This window comes from Pseudomonas sp. NFR02 (genome assembly GCF_900119375.1).
GTDB classification, from domain to species: domain Bacteria; phylum Pseudomonadota; class Gammaproteobacteria; order Pseudomonadales; family Pseudomonadaceae; genus Aquipseudomonas; species Aquipseudomonas paracarnis.
The window spans coordinates 122884-144314 of sequence record NZ_FPJJ01000003.1 but is presented as its reverse complement, the minus strand read 5'-3'; the positions used below and the strand labels follow the sequence as shown (position 1 = coordinate 144314).

The 21431-nt window shown below is 60.3% G+C and carries 19 protein-coding genes; 2 read left to right on the top strand and 17 right to left on the bottom strand.

Annotation, left to right across the window (positions count from 1 at the left end; translation table 11 throughout):
- Positions 1 to 14 precede the first annotated feature (14 nt).
- The 3 genes from BT199_RS11115 to BT199_RS11100 all read right to left on the bottom strand — a co-directional run bounded on the left by BT199_RS11115 (position 15) and on the right by BT199_RS11100 (position 4665).
- Positions 15 to 1001 carry an HOASN domain-containing protein gene (locus BT199_RS11115; RefSeq protein WP_032903843.1) on the bottom strand — a complete coding sequence of 329 codons (987 nt, stop codon included), beginning with the start codon at positions 999 to 1001 and terminating at the stop codon, positions 15 to 17.
- 39 nt (positions 1002 to 1040) lie between these two features.
- A complete protein-coding gene (locus BT199_RS11110) occupies positions 1041 to 2036 on the bottom strand; it encodes an HOASN domain-containing protein (protein WP_032903844.1) in 996 nt (331 codons plus the stop codon).
- A 559-nt stretch (positions 2037 to 2595) separates the two neighbouring features.
- On the bottom strand, positions 2596 to 4665 hold the full coding sequence (locus tag BT199_RS11100; RefSeq protein ID WP_014718232.1) for an EAL domain-containing protein: 2070 nt from the start codon (positions 4663 to 4665) through the stop codon (positions 2596 to 2598).
- A 345-nt stretch (positions 4666 to 5010) separates the two neighbouring features.
- Between BT199_RS11100 and BT199_RS11095 the strand changes: the two genes are divergently transcribed.
- Both BT199_RS11095 and BT199_RS11090 read left to right on the top strand, forming a co-directional pair.
- Complete coding sequence (locus tag BT199_RS11095) at positions 5011 to 5265, top strand: hypothetical protein (protein ID WP_224797013.1); 255 nt, start codon at positions 5011 to 5013, stop codon at positions 5263 to 5265.
- Positions 5266 to 5276: 11 nt separating this feature from the next.
- The gene (locus BT199_RS11090; RefSeq protein ID WP_014718230.1) at positions 5277 to 5606 is read left to right on the top strand and encodes a DUF6388 family protein; all 330 of its coding nucleotides are present in this window, start codon (positions 5277 to 5279) and stop codon (positions 5604 to 5606) included.
- 8 nt (positions 5607 to 5614) lie between these two features.
- On the opposite strand, the gene BT199_RS11085 is transcribed toward BT199_RS11090, so the two are convergent.
- The 14 genes from BT199_RS11085 to tssB form a co-directional block, all read right to left on the bottom strand.
- A complete protein-coding gene (locus tag BT199_RS11085) occupies positions 5615 to 6457 on the bottom strand; it encodes a serine/threonine-protein kinase (protein WP_072434478.1) in 843 nt (280 codons plus the stop codon).
- Positions 6454 to 7176: a PP2C family protein-serine/threonine phosphatase gene (locus BT199_RS11080; protein ID WP_069868951.1), complete on the bottom strand. Its 723-nt coding sequence runs from the start codon at positions 7174 to 7176 to the stop codon at positions 6454 to 6456. The genes BT199_RS11085 and BT199_RS11080 overlap by 4 nt, the downstream gene beginning before the upstream one ends.
- Before the next feature lie 5 nt (positions 7177 to 7181).
- A complete protein-coding gene (gene tssM / locus BT199_RS11075) occupies positions 7182 to 10547 on the bottom strand; it encodes a type VI secretion system membrane subunit TssM (protein ID WP_072434477.1) in 3366 nt (1121 codons plus the stop codon).
- Positions 10548 to 10563: 16 nt separating this feature from the next.
- A complete protein-coding gene (gene icmH, locus BT199_RS11070; RefSeq protein WP_072434476.1) occupies positions 10564 to 11424 on the bottom strand; it encodes a type IVB secretion system protein IcmH/DotU in 861 nt (286 codons plus the stop codon).
- Between the two features lie 5 nt (positions 11425 to 11429).
- Positions 11430 to 12758 (bottom strand): type VI secretion system baseplate subunit TssK, encoded by a 1329-nt coding sequence (gene tssK / locus BT199_RS11065; protein ID WP_072434475.1) that lies wholly within the window; start codon positions 12756 to 12758, stop codon positions 11430 to 11432.
- 1 nt (position 12759) lies between these two features.
- Positions 12760 to 13245, bottom strand: coding sequence for a type VI secretion system lipoprotein TssJ (gene tssJ, locus BT199_RS11060; RefSeq protein ID WP_072434474.1), 486 nt, complete (start codon positions 13243 to 13245; stop codon positions 12760 to 12762).
- Between the two features lie 5 nt (positions 13246 to 13250).
- A complete protein-coding gene (gene tagH / locus BT199_RS11055) occupies positions 13251 to 14447 on the bottom strand; it encodes a type VI secretion system-associated FHA domain protein TagH (RefSeq protein ID WP_072434473.1) in 1197 nt (398 codons plus the stop codon).
- Between the two features lie 11 nt (positions 14448 to 14458).
- Positions 14459 to 14590 carry a hypothetical protein gene (locus BT199_RS11050; RefSeq protein WP_032896909.1) on the bottom strand — a complete coding sequence of 44 codons (132 nt, stop codon included), beginning with the start codon at positions 14588 to 14590 and terminating at the stop codon, positions 14459 to 14461.
- 35 nt (positions 14591 to 14625) lie between these two features.
- The gene (locus BT199_RS11045; RefSeq protein WP_072434472.1) at positions 14626 to 16155 is read right to left on the bottom strand and encodes a sigma-54 interaction domain-containing protein; all 1530 of its coding nucleotides are present in this window, start codon (positions 16153 to 16155) and stop codon (positions 14626 to 14628) included.
- 104 nt (positions 16156 to 16259) lie between these two features.
- Positions 16260 to 17267 (bottom strand): type VI secretion system baseplate subunit TssG, encoded by a 1008-nt coding sequence (gene tssG / locus BT199_RS11040; protein WP_072434670.1) that lies wholly within the window; start codon positions 17265 to 17267, stop codon positions 16260 to 16262.
- Positions 17231 to 19018, bottom strand: coding sequence for a type VI secretion system baseplate subunit TssF (tssF, locus tag BT199_RS11035; protein WP_072434471.1), 1788 nt, complete (start codon positions 19016 to 19018; stop codon positions 17231 to 17233). Before tssF ends, tssG begins: the two co-directional genes overlap by 37 nt.
- Positions 19008 to 19409, bottom strand: coding sequence for a type VI secretion system baseplate subunit TssE (gene tssE / locus BT199_RS11030; RefSeq protein ID WP_014718218.1), 402 nt, complete (start codon positions 19407 to 19409; stop codon positions 19008 to 19010). The genes tssF and tssE overlap by 11 nt, the downstream gene beginning before the upstream one ends.
- Positions 19410 to 19423: 14 nt before the next feature.
- Positions 19424 to 20902 (bottom strand): type VI secretion system contractile sheath large subunit, encoded by a 1479-nt coding sequence (tssC, locus tag BT199_RS11025; protein WP_072434470.1) that lies wholly within the window; start codon positions 20900 to 20902, stop codon positions 19424 to 19426.
- A gap of 27 nt (positions 20903 to 20929) precedes the next feature.
- Complete coding sequence (gene tssB / locus BT199_RS11020; protein WP_014718216.1) at positions 20930 to 21427, bottom strand: type VI secretion system contractile sheath small subunit; 498 nt, start codon at positions 21425 to 21427, stop codon at positions 20930 to 20932.
- Positions 21428 to 21431: the final 4 nt, after the last annotated feature.

Here is a 21431-nt window from a genome sequence, read left to right as displayed (position 1 = left end):
TTGTCCAGGGAGGGCTACTTCACGCGTTGTACTTCTTCCCAGACTGCATCGTAATAAGCCCGCTCCAGCCGGAAGTGCTCGGCCAGAGACGTCAGGAACGCATTCTGGAACCCCAGGTCCGGAATACGCCGTGAGATCAGTGCCCATTCACGCTTGGCCCGCGGCGGCACCAGGCTGATGTGCACTTCGTAGTACTCCGCGTCATCCTGGCTCAATCCCGCGTTGCGCAGGGCGTTGTACAGCTTGCCGTGGTTACCGGGCACCACCAGTTCGGTGATGTAGAACACCGCCAGGCCCCAGCCGACATCGGGGTTGCGGAAACAGCGTGCGCGGTTGTTGAGGTAGGCGATTTCCTCGGGCATCGTCGAGAGGGCCTCGAAATCGGCATTCAGGCCCACGGCGGCGAGCAGCTTGGCCAACAGCTTCGGGTGGGAACGCTGCTCATCCTCTTCGCCCAACTCGCCGTAGAGATAACGCGCCAGGGCAGCCGCCTCGTCCACGTCAGTCAGGTTGACCAGCAGGTCGGCGGCGTCCCGGTAAAGGCGATAAGTACGGAACCATTGGTGGCGCAAAAACACCTGCAGTTGCTCGTGAGAGGCTTTGCCTTCAAACACATACTGCGACATCGGATGGTTTTCCCGCGACTGCGCGGCAATCTGCTCTTCCAGGCGCTGCTGGAAGCCGGCCTCGGACAAGGGCGATGCCAAGTCGGCTGACGGCATGAAACGCTCTTGCACGCTATAGACGGCATTGGCCAGCCAGCGCCGGGTCGAGGCGGTGGCCACGTCGTCGCTCAACGAGAGGATGTACAGCAATTGCTGGCACTGCGCTGCATTCGCGGCGTCGCCACGTTGGCCGGTCTCGCACAGGGCGCGCAGCATATTGGCGGCAATTTCGATGCGATTGAACGTCGCGTCCGGTTTCAAGGCTTCCGCCAGCAGACGGGCTTCGGCCGTGTGAATATTCTGCAATTGCGCCAGGGAAAAATTACGTGGGCTCATCATGTGCTCCATTATTTTTGTTTTTGGGTCGCAGGTCGTTCAGGCAGACAGGCGTTGGGCCTGCATCTGCTGCCACAGGCTGTCGAAGTAGGCCTTGTTGATTTCGAAGTGGTGCTTGAGTGCGCGCATGAACGTGCGTTGAAAGCCTTCCTCGCTGGCGAACTTGGCAATCAGTGCCCACATTTCTTCGGTGTCGATCTCATCCTGGGTGCCATGCAAGCGGTGGAATTCGCTGGGCTGCGCCGGTACATCCAGGCGCTGCAACAACTCGTAGATGCGCCGATGGTTGACGCAGCTGACAGACTCCACCGCATAGAGCAGCGCAAGGCCCCAGGCGACATCGGTGTGGCGCACACAGCGAATGCGATTATTCAGGTAGGCCTTTTCCAGCGGATGCAGCGCGGGGAAATCGATGGCCAGCGGAATATCGAAATACTCCATCAGATGGGCGAGCATCGCAGGGTGCGAACGCTCCGGTGTCTCAGCGCCTGCTTCGCCGTACAAGTTGCGGTAAAACACCGAGGCGTCTTCGATGGCTTCGAAACGGAAGGCCAACTCGGCCAGCAGGCTGTAGAAGTTGTAGGAACGGGTCCAGTGATGCTCCAGGAAAAAGCGCACATCCTGCACCGGCGGCGTACCTTGGAACAGGTGCACCGACATCGGGTGGTTGACCCGGCTGCGTGCGGCGATTTCAGCGTCGACCTGTTGACGGAACTCGTCCGCCGGCAACGCTTTAAAGCCCGGCACGTCGGCGGCGAACTCATCTTCGACGCGGTAGACCTCGCTGGCCATCCAGCGCCGGGTCGGCTCGGTGCGCGGGTCACCGGGGAGGTGCAGTTGCAGCAGGGCTGACTGATAGTGCGCATAAGCTTGGGCGTCTCCCGCCAGGCCTTGCCGGGTCAGTGCGAGCAGCGCTTCCAGCGCGCGGGTGACTTGGGCGTAGTTGGCGCTGGGTTCCAAGGCATTCACCATCAGCCGCGAGGCGTTGGTGAAGAGATCGGAATCCGAGCGTTGTTGCAGGGCAGCAGTATCCATTGATAACCCCTGAATCTTGTTTTTGTGGTTGGGCGTACTCGGAAAAAAGCCTAAAGGTTCCCGTAGTGGCAAGGTCAACACCTGTAGGAAAATTCTTTCAAAGGCTTGGAGATGGGGGGTTGGCGCCACCAAACAATAGGTATTACACAACTCCGTAGCAGCCAGCGGTAACCACGATGCGAAGCGAGTCGCTCTTGATCTTGCTCTTGATCTGAAGCGCCCCCCCCAAATCACTGGCGGATTACGGGCACACCGAGCCCAAGCGAGGTGCCGAGTGGTGGGGCAAGAGCCCTTTGGTTACTTTGGGCTGGGCCGGCATTCCGGCTCTTTTCCAAAGTGCCCCGCTGTCAGAGCGGAACCCTAAGTGGTCGTGACCGCAGGAATGGATATGTACACGGTATAACAGCGTCGGCTGTCAGGGCGTCATCGCAGGCAAGCCAGCTCCCACAGTTGGACTGCGGGGTGTCAGGTAGATAGGCGTCGACTGGCAGGCCGTCATCGCAGGCAAGCCAGCTCCCACAGTGGGACCGCAGGGCGTCAGTTAGATAAGCGTCGGCCATCAGACCAACGCCCTGCGCTCACGCACAAAGCGCGGCAACTGATCCCCAGGCAGTGCCTTGCTGAAATACCAGCCCTGGATAAACAACTCAGGCCCGTTACTCAAAAAGGCCAATTGCTCAGCCGTCTCAACCCCTTCCACTACCACGCCCAGGTCCAAGGCCTCGCAGAACCGCAACATACCTGTGAGCACCTGGGCGCCTTTAGGGTCATGCTGGGCAACCACAAAACTGCGGTCGATCTTGATGAAATCCACAGGAAACTGGTGCAGATAGCTCAACGCAGAAAACCCAGTGCCAAAATCATCCAGATAGACCTTGGCGCCCATGGCCTGCAACTTCTGGATGGTCTGGCGGGTGGCCGGGATGTCGCTGACCAGCGCGTCTTCGGTAATTTCCACTGAAACTTGCCCACGGGCCTGGCGAAGAATTTCCACCAGGCGGTCGCCATAGGCGGCGTCCTTGAGCGTGGTGCTGGAAATATTGATGGTCATCGGCAGTTCAAAACCCACCTTCTGCCATTTCTGATACTGGCGCACAGCCTGGGATGCCACCCACACGTCTACGTCCGGCATCAGCCTGGCGTGCGCCAGCCATTGCAGGAACTCCCAGGGCGAATGCACCGTGCCCTGGCTGTCCCGGGCGCGCATCAGCGCCTCGCACCCGGTGCACAAACCGGTGCGGGTGGAGATTTGGGGTTGAAACTCAAGGTAGAACTCGTAATCGCTGATCTGTTGAATACGGTTCAACTCAGCGGCCTGACGGGCCAATGTCTGGTGAGTGGCCAGCACCGGATCGAACTCCAGCAGACGGCCTTTCTCCTCGAGACCGCGAAAGGTCATGTCAAGGGATTTGAGGTACACCGTGCCGCCATCGCTGGACTGGCGATGAATCGCCCTGACGTAGGGCGCATACACCAGGGTACCGGCGCCCAACAGAACGATCTGCAACACCACCGCCGCCACATCGCCATGGGTGCTGAGGTACGCGTTGAGCAGCACCGGGGCGGTAAAGGGCACGCTGGCCACCGCCGGTGAGACCCAGCCCAGTTGCACCACCATCAACGCCACCATCGCGTTGAACGCCGGCACCAATAGAAATGGTATGAACAGGCGCGGGTTGAGGATGATCGGCAAACCGAACAACAGCACTTCGCTGACATTGAATAATGACAGCGGCAAACTGGCCACCGCCAGCAAGCGCATGGACTGGCTCTTGGAAAATAGCAGGATCGCCAATAACAGGCATAAGGTTGCGCCCGAGCCACCGATAAACGCAAAACTGCCCAGCAAGCCGTTGTTGAGCAGGTACAGCACCGGCTCCCCCGCCGCCAACGCTGCGCCATTGAGCGCCACCGCCTGATCCAATGCATCGAATAACGGCTGCATGGCATACACGCCGTGAATCCCGAAGAACCACAGCAGCGAATTCATCAGGGTGACAAACAACCCGCTGCCGTAAGGCGTCTGCAACGCATCAAGCACCTGAGGCCCCTGGATTTGCGCCACATGGGGGATCAACAGCAGCAACGACAACACCGCCACCAACGACAAGGCCGTGAGTGCGCCGGGTATCACCATGTTGATGGTGCCCTTGAGGTTATGGCCGACCAGGTCCTGGTTGACCAGGCGTGTCCAGCGAAAGCGATGCAGCCAGGCAATGGCCGGCACGTTGATCAAGGGCGAAGCAATGGCAATAAACAGCAGGAACGTGGCCGAAGCACGCGGGTACTCACGCAGCACGAAGGTTGCGACCACTACATGGGCCAGGCACAGGAAGGCGACCGGCAGTTGTGGCAGACGGTGTTGAATCGCCAACATGTAACCGATGGAGGCCGCCACCAGCAACGGGATCACCGAGCTGATCTGTTTATGCAACCCGGCCAGGAAACTCACCACCTGCGCATCGAACCCCAGCGCCAGGGCGCATTCGGACAGGATCAGGAAACCAGCGGACACCAACAGGCACGGCAGTATCCACAGCAGCCCCTCCCGAATCGCACGCAGCGACTCCGTGCTGGCCAGGACCGCCAGGCGCTGTGTCAGGAAAAGTTTGAACAGGGTGTGCGCCATGGGCCGTCCTCTGCCTGTCACCGACTGCCGCTGAAGATCAGGGCCGGAAACACCCGCTAACGCTACACGGCCTGATAGCCGAAGCGAAAGCCTTTATCCCCGTCCCTGCCCGGCTTTTTTACCAGTGAATGCCGGATTGCTAGACTAAATCCCTACAGATTTATCGAACTTTCTGACTTGAATCATCCCCTAAGGCTGTCTGAGTCGGTATCATCCGCACGGTTTGTGCGTGTTAAAGGATGTTACAACCTGTCTGATAATGGGTACGCACTCAGGGAATCTTGCCTGGAACGACAACAGGCCAAAGGAGAGAACCTCACTATGCAAGACAAACGCTCAAGTCACATGCGTCCTCTGTTTGTCACCATCCTGCTGTGGTTGTGCAGCGTGGTGTTGCTGTTTGTAATCAAGAACCTCATTGAGTTGTTCACTGGGCCTGTGGCTGAAACCTGGGTAGACCTGACCCTGGTGCTGGTCGCTTACCTGATGTTTTTCTTGCTGGCGCCGTTGCAAAACTGGATGCAGCGCAGGTCGCGCAAGCGTGCCCGCCATCACCTCAACGCACGCGCGTCCGATAGCAACTCTCACCCTTCTCATTAAGGTGTCTACCTGTGTCGGCACCCAACGATACGCACCAACTTGCGCTGGACAGATTCCTGCGCGAACAACCGCAGGTCGCTGCCGAGCTGGACAGCCTAAACCCGCTGGTAGCCCAGGCCAGGGGCGAAACCCTGGCGCAGTATCGCGCCGAACGCCTGCATGAGGCTTTCGAAGCACACGCTGAACAGCAAAAATTATTCGCCTGGGAATTGACCCTCAAGCTGACGGCCGATTCGACCGAAGCCTTCGAGGCCCAGCGGCGCGAAGTGCATAAAGAAGTCGCACAGATGGCAGGCATGGACTGGGCGCAGTACTGCCAGTTGCACGGCTTGGCCGTTTGACCTTTGCCCTACAAGCACCAGCGTGCTCGGTTGCGCCCCATGACGTGACGCAACTCGGCGACCGTTATGCTTCGGTGCTGCGGGTCTATCGCCAACGCTGCCTGTAACGCCACCCAGCAATGCCTGGGTAACTGCGCGGGCCGGGGCAGACAGACCGTGGAGGCGCGCTCCCCAACGCGCTTGCCGTGGGCCAGTTCGTACAGGACGCAGGCCACGCCGTACAGGTCGGCAGCGGCGGTCAGCGCACCGCCGGCCAACAGTTCCGGGGCGGCGTAGGCAGGTGTCCAGGCATTGAAACGACTGCGGCTGACACTCGGCAAACCCATTGCGGCGCCTGCTTGAGCCTGGCCCAGGCCGAAATCGAACAAGCGCACGCCCTCCTCGCCCACCATGACATTGGCTGGTTTGACATCACCGTGCAGAACGTCTTGCTGGTGGGTGTAGACCAGCGCATCCAGCAACTGCACGGCGATGGGTCGCAACTCCCGCCAAGGCAAGCCATAGGGGCACTCCAGCAGCAGGCGGTCCAGCGTCACTCCTTGCAGCAACTCCATGGTGAAAAACGCGACTTGACTGTGTGTATCGACCTCAAACGAAAACGCCCGTACCACATGCGCGTGCCTCAGGCTGCGGGTCAACGCAAACTCGCTGTACAACAACACATGCGCGTCGGGGCACTGGGAAATGGGTTCGTCGAGTAGCTTGATCGCGACCTTGGAACAGGGTTCGCCCAATTGCTCGTGCAACAGGTCGCGCGCGCGGTACACCCTGCCCATGCCACCTCTGCCCAAGACACGTTCAAGGTGATAGCGCCCAGACAGTAAACGGCAGGCTTGAGCTGCCGAGTTCATGGCTGCACCACAACCGCAGTCAGGTCATCGCGTATCGGCCGGCGCAACGCCGCTGCAAATAGCCGTTCCACTGCCCGTTGAGGCGTGCCCATGCTCAACGCCCGCCCCAGGTCAACGTGGCTGAGGGCCTGATACAAGCCATCACTGCACAACAAAAATACATCCCCAGGGCGGGTACGCAGTTCCAGTACCTCCAGATGCAACCGCGAACGCGCGCCAACGGCCCGGGTCAAGGCCCTGGCACCCGGGTAAGCCTGGGCTTGCGCCACACTCAACTGACGCTCGTCCATGAGGCGCTGCAGCAGCGAGTGGTCCTTCGACAATTGGTAGAGGCTCTGGTCGCGCCATAAATAGCAGCGACTGTCTCCCGCCCATAGGCAGGCCGCCCGGCCCTTCTCCAACAACAGGGCGACCACGGTACTGCCCATCGTCACTTCACTGGTTGCGCCAGGTTCTGTCCATGCGCGTCGTACTCCTTGGTTGACGTCCTGCAATTTGTTGCGAACCGCCTGAATACGCTGGTCAAGGTTGCCGTCAGCCGACACTGAAGCCAAGTGGCTGACTATCCACTGGCTGGCGACATCCCCGTGCCGATACCCGCCCATGCCGTCCGCCACCGCCCAGCAACCCGTGCTCGGGTTGTCCAGGAATGCATCCTCATTGCGCAACCGCGCCAGGCCTCGCTGCGTGCGCCCGGCGCTGCGCCACGGGGCTTCCATCGGGGTCACAGCTGCTCCGGCAGGCGAAAGGTGCGCCATGTGTCCATGTCAAACGGACCGGGCGTACGCTGGCTGGTGAGCCGGTAATTGGCGCGCAGGCCGGCGAGGTCTGCCTTGAGGATCTGTATATTACGGCCGCTGGCGGGCTCTTTCTGCAGCAGGTCCAGAAACCGGAACAACGACCACGCTCCAGTGTCTTTTTCGATGCCCAAGGGGCGCTGCTCCGCGCCTCTCTCCAAGACGAGGCTGCTGCGCCCATTGTCTGCGTCGGTGGGCCAATGGAACGTCATGGGTACGATCGGACCGTGGCGATACTCCAATTGCTGGTCGCCAAACCGCAGGATCGCTCGGCTGACCGATGGGTCCAGGCTGTAGGGTGCCAAGGTGAATCGCACGGACAACTCCCCCGCGTCTTCGGTAAAAAAGCCGCGGCGGATGACCTGGGTCTTCATCAATTGCTCCAGCAGCGCACGGGAAACCGGCAAACTCTGGCCATCCAGCCCACGCAATCGGTAGCGGCTGCCGTCGGCACTGATAAAAGGCCGCAGGTAGCCCTCATAAAAGCGCGCCATCACCCCGCGTGGCTTGAAGAACTCCTGAAAATCGTGAAGGGCGACCTCACTGCTGGCGTGCGCATTGAATGGGTAACGTCGGCCAATGGCCTTGGCATAAAGGCTATGCACCTCGCTCTGATAACGTTGGTTGACGTGCACATAGGCCTGTTCCAGCAAATGCCGCCAACTGTCATCCGCCATACTTTCGAGCCAGCCGGCAACGGGCAGCGGCAGGCGAGCGGCGGCGTCTCGCAGATGGCCCAATGCATCCTGCTGGCCCTCCATGCGCTGCCTGGCACGCAGGAAGGCGGCCTGCTCGGGTGCGCTGTCCCGGTTCAAGGCCGTCAAATGCAGGTGCACTTCATCCAGCAGACGCAAGGCCTGAGTCAGCTCTACGCCGGGGTTCTGCTGCTCATCCAGCAATTGATGCAAAGGCTCAAAGCGGCGCTGCAAGGCGCGCCGCGGAGCCTCGACAATACCCGCCTGCCCCGCCGTCAACCTCGACTTGGCCATCTCGCCCAGGTCTGCCGACTGCTGGGCCACTTTGTCCAGCAGTCCATGGCTTGGCAACAAACGCGTATTTTCACGCACCTGTTGCAAGAGACGAATCAAAGGCGATTGCGCCGACGTCAGGTTCATCAGTTGCTCGGCATCCTGGCGCAGGTTGTCAGTCTCTTGCAGCCTGACTCGGCCAAGCGCATCGCTCCAGGCATCGGCATACTCGCTGAAATAACGTTGCTGCAGTTCAGCCATCAGGCGCCGCAAGTCCTCGGTCCCCAGGTCGGTACCCTCGCCGAGCACCCAGTTGTCCTGGGTGATGGCGTTTACCAACCGCGGGCCCTGCGCCTCAAAGTACTGCACATAGCGTTTGGTATAGAACCCCGGCACAGGCGGATCGATAGCGGCGAACACCTTACCCTCGGCCAGCCGCAACGGCTCCAGGCTGCGCGCTTGTTCGCGCAATACCCGATAGACCCCATCGGCCAACGATTCGCCCCTCAGCGCTTCACGGGCCTGGGCCACCCGCTCCGCGTTGAGTGACACCACAAAAGGTTGCTCCAGCAGCCGCGCAAGGTGCACATTGAGGCGCTTCTGTGTTGGCATATCCCCGGCAAACCGCACCGACCAAAGGCTTGCAATATGTTCTGCCAGCCAGGTCGTGTCACGGCGTTCGCGCAGATTGAGCATCAGGTAGGCACGCAGGTCGTCGAGCAGCCGCTCCCGGTCCCCGAGGCTGGCAATTACCTGTTCTTCCAACTGGGCGGCTGTCCAGGCCAGAAATGGCTTTTGCAGCGCGTGATCATAGGCTTGATCGACGCTGGGACGGCTCAGTTCGCCCTGATACAGCCCGGTGCGCTCCACCAGGCGTACATCTGCCGGCCCAGGAAAAACCTGCGTCGCCGCCAGTCGCGCGTCCAACAGCGCCAACAGCGCCGTACTTTCATCGTCGGCCGCAAGGGCGAGCGGCGGGTGTGAGGTCAGCGCCGACAATTGCGCCAAGCGTTGGTGGTTGACTGAGTAACTGTGCCCCCATAGCCCGCCGACACCGCCAATAACCAGCGCTGCAGCCACCGCCTGCGCGCCCTGGCGCCAACGCAGACGTTGTTGTTCCTGAGCCTGCAAACCCGCAAGGTCGGCCTCGGCGAAGATCACCTGGCTGAACAGGCCCTGCACAAAGCGCGGGTGCCTGCCATCGGCGCAGGTCAAGAAGAACCCTCGCAAACCGTTGATGGGTTGGTAGCGATGTGCGCAAAACGCCATGTCAACGAACAGGCTGACGCGCTCCCCCATTCGTGCTGCCTGCTGGGGAAACTCCAGCATCTGCCCACGTCGCTCGACATTGCGCTCCTGATGCAGTCGCCCAATCAGCTCACTGTTCAAGCGCTGCAATAATTGCTCGACCGCCTGACGGACCTGTGTTGTGTCAGTACCGTCGGCGCAACCTTGCAGGTGCTGACCCAACACGCTGTCGGCACTCTCTCCAATGGGTGAGTCGAAGAATTCAGCGAATCCCGGCAATCGGTCGGCGTGGGTCAACACCAGGTAAATCGGCACATCCACATGCAACGTCTGTTGGATCTCTTGCAGGCGCGAGTGTACATGGCGTGCGTGATGATCCAGGTCGTATTCGTTGGTGCTCGACAGCATGTCGACCGATAGCGTCACCACCACACCGCTGAGCGGCCGCACTCGACGGCGCCACCGGAGCAGATGCAGCAAGGTGATCCAGCCTGCGGCGTCCACTGAAGAGTCGGGCTGGGTAAGGTAGCGTCCCGGGGTGTCGATCAGCACGCCTTCGTCGCCGAAATACCAGTCACAATGGGCACTGCTACCGATCGGCCGCGTTTGCGCGTGGTCCAGCGCCAGCGGCAAGCCCGCTGCCGCCAGCAGCTGTGTCTTGCCACTGCCCGGCTCACCGATCAACAGGTACCAGGGCAACTCATGACGCCAACGCGCGTTACGCTCTCCATAATGGCGGGATATCTTGAGCAGGTGCACGGCTTTCTTGAACCGACTGCGCAGGTGCCGGCGTTCGTCCTCCACCCCCGTCATCGGCTGTCGGCGCACCTCGCGTTCTGGTCTTTGGCGCCAGGCGGCAAAACCTGGGCCCACAAACGCCATCGCCAGTCCCCATAGCAAGAACACACCGCTGATGGTGACCAACCGAGCAGTCGCCCCGGCCCAGATACGGTGATCATCCACTGCCAGCAGCGGCCCCAAGAACCACACCATTGCCGCGCAGGAAAGCACCAGCAACAGGCTCCACACCCAAACCCTGCCCAGCACGGTGCCCACCCCCTTGAAGAATGCGATCATTCATTGCTCCCAGCGTTTACAAGGGCGTGCGGACCAGATCCGACGCCGAAAGTTGAAGGGGGTGCAGCGCGTTTGTACGCTCGTTGCTCAGCACCCAGGCAAACCCTGTGTACATCGCCAACACACACAACAAGGTGAGGCCGACCCACCAAGTGGCAGGGATGACCCGCACCTGCTTGCGCCGGTCGGTCCGCTGCTGGGCAGGCAGTAGCGCTTGCGCCGCCGGCTCCCCACGTACGTGCCTGATCTGGCGATACAAGGCATCGCGGACAGCCTCAAGTTGCGTCACGCCCCGCTCCATCACCCGGTATTTGCCTTCGAACCCCAGGGACAGGCACAGATACAGCAACTCCAGCATCGCCAGGTGCTTCACCGGGTCGCGCGTGAGGCGCTCCAGCAACTGGAATACTTTTTCGCCGCCAAAGGTTTCGTTATGGAAGCGGCTCAACAGGCTCATCTTCGACCATTCGCTTTGCGCCCCCCACGGTGTCGTCACCACCGCCTCGTCGATCACGCTGCACAACACATAGCGCGCCGACATGACCTGGCTGTTCTCCACGCCGCCCTGCAAGGCGCGGGTTTCGAACTGAGTCACCGCCAACACTAATCGGTCGTTGAGCGTGCCCAGGTTTTCACGGCCGGAGCAGACCCTGATCCCAATAACCTCGAACAATACCGCCAAGGCTGCGGCTACCAGCGGGTTGAACCCTGTCTGAAAGCTATGCGTATCGAGCCTGTGGCCGGCGTAGATCATGCGGTCTTCCAACTGTTCGTAGCGCGGCGGCGATGGGAAATCCGTCAACGGCCCCTGGGCAGGCTCATGAGTCTCCCGGTCGAGCAGGACGGTTTTTTCATCCTGGGTGTATTCACTGTCCATGGCATTCAGTTCCTGATGGCCCAGAAGTCGAGTTCAAGCCCGGTGAATTCACCCCCGACGTGGAAAGCGAAACCACCCGACTGTTCCAGCTGTGCGATATCACGGGGGCTCATATCGAGCACGAAATAGGTCTTGCTGGCATGGAAAGGAATCTGTCGCGGCGCCACTGGCAAAGGCTTGACCTTGATACCGGCCAAGTGCAGGTTGACCAACTCGCGTATGCGCTCAACCGGCGCGACTTTCAGGTGGGCTGGCAGGCGCTGGCGCAATTCCTGCGCCTCACACTGCGCGGTGGCCGCCAGGATGAAGGTGGCGGTGCCAAGCAGTTTCAACTCGCTGACCGGGCATACCAGCACCCCGTACTGGCGAGGCTGCAATGCCAACTTGATCGCCTGTTGCTCCAGCACCACCGACAGTGCCGTACGTACCTGCGCCATCAGCCCGCGAAAACTGGCGCCCTGATCGCCGTGTTGATAGTGAACATCCAACTGCGCGCGTTTACTTTCAGTGGTGAAGGTTGATAGCTCCCCGAGCAGCGACACCAGCGCACGAAACACCGCTTCAGGCCGCACCCGCGTCTGGCTCAGGCAGTGGCGCAGCTCCAGCTCACTACGATTGATCACTTGCAGCATCAGGAAATCGGCGATTTGTGTGCCTTGGGTCGTGCTCTCGCCACGAATGCGCGCCGCGATGGCATCGCCCCGACTGGCAAGCAGGCCAATCACCTCCTTGAGACACGACGCCACGTACCCATGCTCCTGCACGAAGATAAACGTCGGGATGAACGCCGTATCCAGGTTCACACCGCCTTCACCGCTGGCGTCGAGTACCTGGGCCACCTTGAGCTTGATGAAGAGCTGGTCACCCGGCTGTTCACCCAACAGAAGACGTAAGTCCGGGCGCGCGCAGTGGATTCGGCAACGCGTATCCGCCCCCACGTTGGAATCCCCCACTTCCACTTCACAGCTGAGGTAGCGCGCCAACACGTCACTTTGCTCAGGCCGGCGGGCTTCAAGGTGACTGCCGCTGACCAGCGGCAGCGCCAGGTAAACCCCTTGCGCGCCCGAACCCTCTGGCACCTGCACCACCAGCGGCTCCATGGCAGCATTCAAGTCAAACAGGCTGCCGTCCGGCAACACGCCGCTGGCCTGGTTGACCACCAGCTTGCCCAACTTGAGGTACTGCGTATTGAGTTCGAACGTGAGCAAACCCCAGGTGTCACTGCCCAGCAGGCGGGTCTGATTGAGCTGCTGGTGGTAATAACGGTCGTTGTGTTGCAAGTGCTGTGGCCGCAACAGCATGCCTTCCTGCCAGATAACTTTATGAACCTGCATGTTATTGCGCCTCCACACCGGCGAGAGGGTCAGCAACACGTATACCGCCCTGGTCCAGCACCAGCTCGACACGGTTGCGTTGCTGTACCGTCAAGGGCACCAGCAGCCGCCACTGGACATGGGGCAAGTCTCGAAAAGCGGCCAGTACTCCCACAAAACGACTGTCGGGAGCGATGCGCAGTTTGAGCGCCAGCCGGTCACCCGGGCGCAGCTCAACCTCCTCGCTGCCGACCCAGTCCTTTGGCAGCGTGTGCTGCGCATTGCCATACAGGCTGAAGAAGTCGGCATGTTCAAAGGCAACGCCATGGCGCAGTTCGATCAACTGCACCACCACGGGAGAAGGACGACCGTGCAAGTCCGGGTTGACGTGCTCGCTGGCAGTCAGCACCACGTCCAGCTTGGTCAGCGTGGAAAATGGCGAGACGGCGCTGCAACCCGCCAACAGCCCGCACAAGAGCAACAACGAAACAAGGGTGGCTCGATACATGATTATCATCCTGGAAAATCAATGTGCAGGCTGGAGATCAGGCGCACCTGCTCCTCATAAGCCTTGGCGAAGTCGCCGGCCAACGGGCGATCATTCAACTGTTCTTGCGCCACCACACGCTGGTAGTAACGCTGGTAGGCACGCCACCGCCCGCCATCGGAGAAAAACCCGGCAGGCTTGCCCTGGGACGCAAAACACCCCAACAGATGGCTGGGTTCAAAGACAGCACGGGCATTACGCATGGCGCTTCGACAAGCGGCCAGCAACGCAACCTGATGCACCTGCAGTTCCAGGTGCACCTGGGCAATGGCGCGCACCGCGGGCAGTTGACCCAACTCCCGGGTATCGAGCATCGCGGATAAAGCAGCATCGGTGTCGCTATACACTTTCAAGGGATTCTGGCCGGAGCCCTGACTGGCGAACGGCGCCATACCCAGTTCGTTATTCAGTTCTTCACGGGTGCGCAAACCTTGTTGCAGCCCTTCGATCGTCACCCGAAACAAGCGTGCCACCTTGATCGCCAATGCCTCCCGGGCCGGTGTGTCGAGGGCCGTCAGGTCCATACCCAGGACCGCTGCAAATTGCGACCAGAACACCTCGTCGGTCGACAGCGTCGACGCGACAGCGGGTACCGCGGTAACCTCCATCGAAGGGTCTTGCCGCCGCGGCAATACCACGTGCTCGCAATCGGCCCCATAGTGATCTGCCCATACCGCTTGCTCATCGGCGCTCTTGTTCAAGGCCTCCAGATCATCCGACGTGGCCCGCATCTGCCGATCAAGATCCAAACCATGCAACGGGTCCAGCGACAGGAAAGCGTCATCGGGGATCGGCACCGCCGCTGGCGCCAGCAGCTCGTCGGAAGGTCGCGGCGATTCCAGCAATCGCGCACGTATCGTCAACACCCCCAACTCGAATACGTCGCCGTCACTGATCAATCGTGCCTGCCCCTTGCGCAGGCGCTCAGGACTCTTGGCCATCCCGATACCGTTGCGGCTGATATCCGTGAGGAAATAACGTCCTTCACGGTAACCGATCAATCCATGATGGCTGGAGAGTACGCGGCTGGCGTCAGGGATCACCCAGTCACATCCAGGACCACGCCCGATCACGCCGCCTGCACCGTCAAATACTTTGCGGGCCAAAAGTAGGCTCTGGTCGCTTTCGCACGCGCAGACCTCAAACACAAGCTGCAGCTTCATGCCCCCTCCTTTCAGCGGCCACGAATGATCGCCTGCGGGTCACCCAAGGGGTGGTACTCGGCATCATCGAACACATAGTTAGCGTTACAGCCTCCCAGCAAACACATCACCAGCACGACGACGTGCCATGGACGATCAGGCATCAGGTTTCTCCCACAGTAAAAATCAAGTGCACCATTCAGCGTTCCTCCCGGGCATCGCCAAAGGGAATGTTCAAACGGGCAAGACGGTAAAGCAGGGTGCGCCGGGCGACCCCCAGCTCCCGCGCGGTGCGCGTGCGATTGCCATGGTTCTTGTGCAGGCAGTCGAGCAGGAACGTACGCTCCACTCGCTCCATCCGCTGGCGCAGCGTCACGTCATCGGGAGTGGCCGGCTCTGGTGCCGGCGGCAGTGCCAGGTGCTCGGGCCGAATCACGCTGTCGTCACACAACAACACGGCGCGTTCCACCAGGCATTTGAGCTCGCGTACGTTGCCGGGAAAACCATGGCTGGAGAGTTGATCGAGGGCGGTATTCGCCCATTCGACAGGTGGCCTCCCCAGCGCCGCGCACACCTTGCCTGTGAAATGGCGCGCCAGTTGCAGCACATCGCCGTCCCGCTCGCGCAGGGCCGGTAAGGTGATGGGGAACTGAGCCAGTCGGTAATAGAGGTCTTCGCGAAAGCGCCCTTCGGCGACCATCGCCGCGAGGTCGCGGTGGGTCGCGGCAATGATGCGTACGTCGACCTTATGTGCCGCACTGGCACCCAGCGGGCGAACCTCACCCTCCTGTAATACCCGCAGCAACTTGGCTTGCAAGGGCAGCGGCATATCGCCGATCTCATCCAACAGCAACGTACCGCCATGTGCGGCGTCGAACAGCCCCCCGTGATTGCGATCGGCGCCAGTGAACGCACCTTTGCGGTAGCCGAACAGCTCACTTTCAAGCAATCCTTCCGGGAACGCCGCGCAGTTCTGCACGACAAAGGCCTTGGCCTTGCGCGGCCCGGCCGTGTGTATGGCCCGGGCCACCACTTCCTTGCCTGTGCCGGTCTCACCCTGCAACAGCACGGTGTAAGGGGTGTGCAGGACTTTACTGATCAAACGACAGGCCTGCTCCATTGCCGCGCTGGTGCCAATCAGGCCGTATGCGCCAACCAAGGGGTTGTGGCCTGCGGGCTTTGGGCCGACGTTGGGCTGCCTACCGCGCAGTACGCGTAACCGGTTCACGGCGTAGCTGCCCAAATGCCCCAACGAGGGGGCGTAGCCTTGCAGCTGGGCCGGCTGTTGGCGGGCGCACACCAGCACCCCAGTTATCCGCTCACATTGATTGAACAGCGGCACGATTAATAGCGCACGCCATGGTGTCGCCAATGCGGGCAGAAAACCTGTGTCATGGCCGCTGCCTTGCACATCCTCCAGGCTCAACCCAGTGCCTTGGGTCAAGGCGTCGTGCAGCAACTGTTGGGAATGCTGACCAGGCCGTGGAGGCATGACGATGAGCGACGACACTTGGGCTAGATGTTGGGCGATCAGTTCAAGCCGGCCGGTCACTTCATCGAGCAGATACAATTGGCTGACGTCAGATTGGCTCAGCCGGGCCGCCGTGCTGACACATCCGTCAGGTAAAGCGTGTTCATCACGCTCGAACCCCAAGCGTGCGAAACAGGCAGCCAACGCGTCGGCATACCTCAGCGCGTCGGCCCCGCCACCGGGCAGGTTATCGGTCATTGGTTGCACCCGCAGAAATCCACCAGGGCCGATGCTGTTTCCAGCCGTGCTGACAGTGCGCCGATCATGCGTTGCAAATCCCTGTTCATCATGTCCATTCATCCCTAATGAAAATTACGGGTTAGCGTGACTACGCCATCGGCCCGCTCGTGCCCCAGCCAGGTGGTCCAACCCAGGCGGCAAACCGTGTTTTCGCCAATGTGCAGAGCCCTGATCTGACCCTGCGCCAGTACCAGACGCAGGTCGTATTCCAATGGGTCGCGCAGGGTCAGGCGCACCAGCGAACGCAGCGGCTGATAGGCCTTTCCCGTGGGCAGGAAGTCGTGAAAACGCTGCCACCCCAACGCGCGGACATGCACCCTGAACTTGCCACTGCGGTCAGCGACGCGGCGCCCCAGCACCAGGTCCTCGCCAAGCACACTGTTGGCCCGCCCCAGGTCATTGCGCTGGACCGGGCTGATCTCGACCTGGCGTTCAACCCACTGCTCGATAAACAACGCGTCGTGCTTGAAGTAGTAGCGCAGGACCGACTCGATCAACGCCGCCGAGTGCACACGCACACTCAGCAGGCCCAGGTAGGGCAGCAGGCGTTTGCAATCGAGCTGGGAAGCGCCACGGATTGCGGTGCCGCCCAGACCCGTCAAGGCAAACATCTGCTCGGAAAAACCATCATTGGCGCCTGCCCGGAAACACGCCCGATAGCGGTACTTGCGCCAGATCGGGAGCATCAGCCGGTGCAAGCGATGATGGAACATATCCAGGAAATCTCGAGTCGGGTTGCCGCCTGGCTGCTCGGCAAATGCCTGCTCACCATAAAACGCAGGCAGTGGGGACCCGGCGCCAAATAACCCCAGTACATTGAGGCGCAGGCGTGCGCGCAAATGTCCATGCTCCATAAAGAACTCCACTCGGTCGATATCGTGCGCGGCAAAGCCCAAGCCAGGGTTGGCCTGGAACTCCAACTGGTCGTACAACGCGTCCTCATCCAGCAGCGGATGAGCCTCACGCAATCGCTCGATCACCTGCAAAACCGCCTGGAACAACGTGTATTCACGGATACCACGGCAAAGTTGATTCAGAGCAGGGGCTGCTGTCCCATCAGGGATGGCCATAAATACACGTCTCCTTGTGTGCTGATGACACGCAACTCGTGATGGGAATTGAGGCTGGCATAAAGCGCAAAGAACTGATTGAGGACCGAAGCGAATACAAATAAGTCGCCCTGGCCGACAAAGCCTTGGGAATCGACCGTCAGATCGACCCGCACCCCTCGCACGGGCAACCCACGATGCAGGCGATCCGTCGCCTCATGATGGATGGCGCGCAAAGCCGCCAGTCTTTTCTGGCTGACCTTCAGCGCCTGGCGGTCGTAATAACGCGGCAGGTCGTAGGTTGCGAGAATCGCCTTCAAGGCGTTGATGTCGGTCAACGACAAGTAGTTGAGCGACATATTGCTGATGAGATTCCACAGGAAATCCTGGTCCAGGGGCGGTGCGTAGCTCGCCGTTGGCGCGGTGATATTGCGAAACGTCAACGACTCCGGTGTGTGTTCGCCGGGCTGGTTGATATCGCCTGCACGTAATTGCCGTGGCAGGTTGCAATTGGTACAGGTCAGTTCGACCGACAGGGTTTCCTGGCCCTGTTTGCGGCGATTGCCGAACCCCATCCAGGTGTCGAGTCCACCATGTTGAACCGACGAACGTTGGCGAATGCTGTAGCTGGGCGGTGCCGCCACAGGCTCGCTGTGGCAGTCATGTTCAAACGACTCGAACCGCACGTAGGTTTGATAGCCCAAGCCACCGGGGCGCCAGCCGGTGACCCGGTCCACTGAATACACGCTGGCATTGCCCGGCGTGTATTCCCCAGGTACCAAAAGGTACTCGTCCTGTTTACCGTCCAGGCGAATGGGAATTGCATCCTGAGTAAACAGGTTGACGATGGGCGTGCAATACAGCTTTACGTTATCCAAGGTAGGACGCAGGGGCTCGCGGCCCTGACTGCGGAGCTCGAAACGCATCACCAGGCCGTGCGCCTGCCGGAGCAACTCGTGAGACAACGTGTGCAACACCTCCAAGCCTTCGACATCGACAAACAGGTACTTCTCGGGAAACGCGAAGTACTCCTGCAGGTGCCGATAGCCCTCCAGCGTGTTCTGCGGATAAGGAATCAGCGCCTGTTCCTGGGAAAACCCCACTGGCCGGACCTGGTTGGCATTGAGCCGCAGCGTCAGGGGTTGGTCATCGCCGGCGCTGATCGGCAGGCCATCGTGATCCACGAGCTGCAGGCTGATTCCCGCCAGATGGCGCAATAGGCCTAGGTACAGGCCCTGACTGATGTAGTGGTCGCCGGCCAGGTGCAGTCGCAGCGAATCGAATTCCAACTCACTGAAGCTGCCGTCGACACTCATGCACAGGCGCAAATCCAACCAGGCCCCTTCACCCTGGCATTTGTATTCCAGGTCAGTGAGTTGCAATGGCATGACATCGGTGGGATAGCATGTACGGAACTGGCAACGCTCACCGTGGATGGGAGCGCTTTGCACGGCGGTATCCCGAGCCACCCGAACGCTTGGGCCGGCGCGTTTCAACGGGTCGAATTGCAAGATGCTGAAGGCCGGTATCGGGCGCATGTAATGGGGCCAGAGCAAGTGCATCAACGAGTGCGTCAACTCCGGCAGTTCGTCATCCAGCTTCTGACGCAAGCGCCCGGTCAGGAATGCAAAGCCCTCCAGCAAGCGCTCGACATCCGGGTCCTGGCCCGCTTCGCCGAGAAACGGCGCCAGGGCGGGATTACGTTCGGAAAAACGTCGCCCCAGTTGGCGCAACGCACTGAGTTCGCTTTGAAAATAACGGTTAAGCGTCATTGGCACAGACCTCAACCCGCCCGGTATCCGTGAGGCGCGCGTGGAACACTACAGGATGCAGTACGCCCTCAATCATCCGCTCAGCCTCAATGGCGAATGCCAGGGACAAGGAGTCACGCACAACCGGCAACAGCCTGACACGTACGTTCGTCAGCCGCGGCTCATAGGCCTGGATAAAACGTTCGATATGCAGCCGCGACTGGCTCAAGGACTCATGCAAGCTGAGCCGCATGTCATTGAGGTCAGGCAAGCCATAATCAGGCAGCGTCTGGACACTGCCCGCACGAGTGCTGAGCATTTTCCCCAAATGTGCGGCGATGGACGCCACGGTGGCACCCGGGTTAGACGCCCCCTGCTCGAGGCGTTCGAAAAGGCTGTTGTGCTCAAGCATGCCCTGGCTTCTGCTCATTCTTTATCGAGCTTCCCGACCAGGGACAACGTGAAGTCTGCCCCCATGTATTTGAAATGCGGGCGTACCGTAACGTTGACCCGGTACCAGCCAGGCTCGCCCTCGACATCGCTGACGACAATGCGCGCAGCGCGCAAGGGGCGCCGCCCGCGCACCTCGGCACTGGGATTTTCCTGGTCCGCCACGTATTGGCGAACCCATTTGTTGAGCTCCAACTCCAGGTCCGTCCGCTCTTTCCACGCGCCCAACTGCTCCCGTTGCAGCACTTTGAGGTAATGAGCCAGGCGGTTGACCACCATCATGTAGGGCAATTGGGTGCCCAAGCGGTAATTCAGCTCTGCCGCCTTGCCCTCCTCACTGATGCCGAACGATTTGGGCTTCTGCACGGAGCTGGCGGAAAAAAACGCTGCGTTATCGCTGCCCTTGCGCATGGTCAAGGCGATGAAACCTTCTTGTGCCAGCTCGTACTCACGTCGGTCCGAAATCAGCACCTCCGTAGGAATCTTGGTTTCAATCTCGCCCATGCTCTGGAAGTGATGTAGCGGCAGGTCTTCGACCGCCCCGCCGCTTTGCGGGCCAATAATGTTGGGGCACCAGCGAAAGCGCGCGAAGCTGTCGGTCAGGCGAGTGGCAAAGGCATAGGCGGTATTGCCCCACAAGTAATGCTCGTGGCTGTTAACCACGTTCTCCTGGTAGGCGAAGGTCTTGACCGGGCACTCAAGGGGGTCATACGGGGTGCGCAGCAAAAAGCGCGGCACGGTGAGGCCAATATATCGTGCGTCTTCGCTCTGCCGGAAACTTTGCCATTTGGCAAACTGCGGGCCTTCGAAATGGTCCCGCAGATCCTTCAGGTCGGGCAACCCGGTGAAGCTTTCCAAGCCGAAGAAACTTGGCCCCGCTGCAGCGATAAAGGGCGCGTGGGCCATGCCGGCGACGCTGGATGCGTATTGCATCAGTTTCACATCGGGCGCACTGGGCGAAAGAAAGTAATTGGCAATGATCGCGCCCACCGGCTGACCGCCGAACTGACCGTATTCGGCGCTATAGACGTGCTTGTATAACCCGGACTGGGTAATTTCCGAGGAATCTTCGAAATCATCCAACAGGTCCTCGCGCGAAACATTCAACAGTTCGATCTTGATGTTCTCGCGAAAATTGGTGCGATCGACCAGCAACTGCAAGCCTCGCCACGAAGCCTCCAACGCCTGGAAGCCCGGATGGTGAAGGATCTCATCCATTTGTTCGCTGAGCTTGGTGTCGATCTCGGCGATCATCCGGTCGACCAGGCGTTTCTTTACGGGTTCGTCACAATTATGTGGCTTGACCAGCTCTGCGATAAACGCCGACACGCCGCGCTTGGCGATGCCATAAGCCTCGTCGTCGGCGCTGAGCAATGTCTGGGAAATGATGTTATCGAGGATGCTACCGCTTTCGATAACCTGTACGGGTTGCGTGCCGTGTTGAATGGTGGTCATGGTGTCAGTGTCCTTTTACTGAAAACGTCAGGCTTGAGGCCTATCCAGGCCCAGTTCGGCGAGCACTCGTGCGCGAGAGTCACCATTGGCCAACGCCCGCTCGATAGCGTTGCGAAAGCTGGGCGTATTGCCCAGCGGTCCCTTGAGCGCCACTAATGCCTCACGCAATGCCATCAACTTTTGCAATTGCGGGATCTGCTCCACCAGGTTCGCGGGGTTGAAGTCCTTCATGGTGTTGATTCGCACCTGAACCGGCAGTTCTTCCACGTCGGCTGCATCCTGGAGGCGGTTGGGAACGCTCAGCGTCAGGCTCAATGCTTGCTTGGCCAACACCTCGTCAAAGGTGTGCTTGTCGATACCGATGGGCTTGCGATCTTCGAGTTTGCGTGGGTCCGCGCGCTGGGAAAAATCCCCCAGCACCAGCAGCTTCAACGGCAGTTCGACATCTTCCTGAGCGCTACCGACCGCGGGTTTGAAGGTAATATTGATACGTTCCTTGGGGGCTACCGAACCGTCTTTGGCCATGGTG

Coding starts and splice junctions, on each gene's coding strand:
- BT199_RS11050 (WP_032896909.1), bottom strand. CDS start 14,590: ATGCCTGATCGTCCATGGCACGTCGTCGTGCTGGTGATGTGTTTGCTG.
- tssC (WP_072434470.1), bottom strand. CDS start 20,902: ATGACCACCATTCAACACGGCACGCAACCCGTACAGGTTATCGAAAGC.
- BT199_RS11095 (WP_224797013.1), top strand. CDS start 5,011: ATGCGTCCTCTGTTTGTCACCATCCTGCTGTGGTTGTGCAGCGTGGTG.
- tssG (WP_072434670.1), bottom strand. CDS start 17,267: ATGGCCATCCCTGATGGGACAGCAGCCCCTGCTCTGAATCAACTTTGC.
- BT199_RS11110 (WP_032903844.1), bottom strand. CDS start 2,036: ATGGATACTGCTGCCCTGCAACAACGCTCGGATTCCGATCTCTTCACC.
- tssK (WP_072434475.1), bottom strand. CDS start 12,758: ATGCAGGTTCATAAAGTTATCTGGCAGGAAGGCATGCTGTTGCGGCCA.
- tssF (WP_072434471.1), bottom strand. CDS start 19,018: ATGACGCTTAACCGTTATTTTCAAAGCGAACTCAGTGCGTTGCGCCAA.
- tagH (WP_072434473.1), bottom strand. CDS start 14,447: ATGAAGCTGCAGCTTGTGTTTGAGGTCTGCGCGTGCGAAAGCGACCAG.
- tssM (WP_072434477.1), bottom strand. CDS start 10,547: ATGATCGCATTCTTCAAGGGGGTGGGCACCGTGCTGGGCAGGGTTTGG.
- tssE (WP_014718218.1), bottom strand. CDS start 19,409: ATGCTTGAGCACAACAGCCTTTTCGAACGCCTCGAGCAGGGGGCGTCT.
- tssB (WP_014718216.1), bottom strand. CDS start 21,427: ATGGCCAAAGACGGTTCGGTAGCCCCCAAGGAACGTATCAATATTACC.
- BT199_RS11115 (WP_032903843.1), bottom strand. CDS start 1,001: ATGAGCCCACGTAATTTTTCCCTGGCGCAATTGCAGAATATTCACACG.
- tssJ (WP_072434474.1), bottom strand. CDS start 13,245: ATGTATCGAGCCACCCTTGTTTCGTTGTTGCTCTTGTGCGGGCTGTTG.
- BT199_RS11045 (WP_072434472.1), bottom strand. CDS start 16,155: ATGACCGATAACCTGCCCGGTGGCGGGGCCGACGCGCTGAGGTATGCC.
- icmH (WP_072434476.1), bottom strand. CDS start 11,424: ATGGACAGTGAATACACCCAGGATGAAAAAACCGTCCTGCTCGACCGG.
- BT199_RS11080 (WP_069868951.1), bottom strand. CDS start 7,176: ATGGAAGCCCCGTGGCGCAGCGCCGGGCGCACGCAGCGAGGCCTGGCG.
- BT199_RS11100 (WP_014718232.1), bottom strand. CDS start 4,665: ATGGCGCACACCCTGTTCAAACTTTTCCTGACACAGCGCCTGGCGGTC.
- BT199_RS11085 (WP_072434478.1), bottom strand. CDS start 6,457: ATGAACTCGGCAGCTCAAGCCTGCCGTTTACTGTCTGGGCGCTATCAC.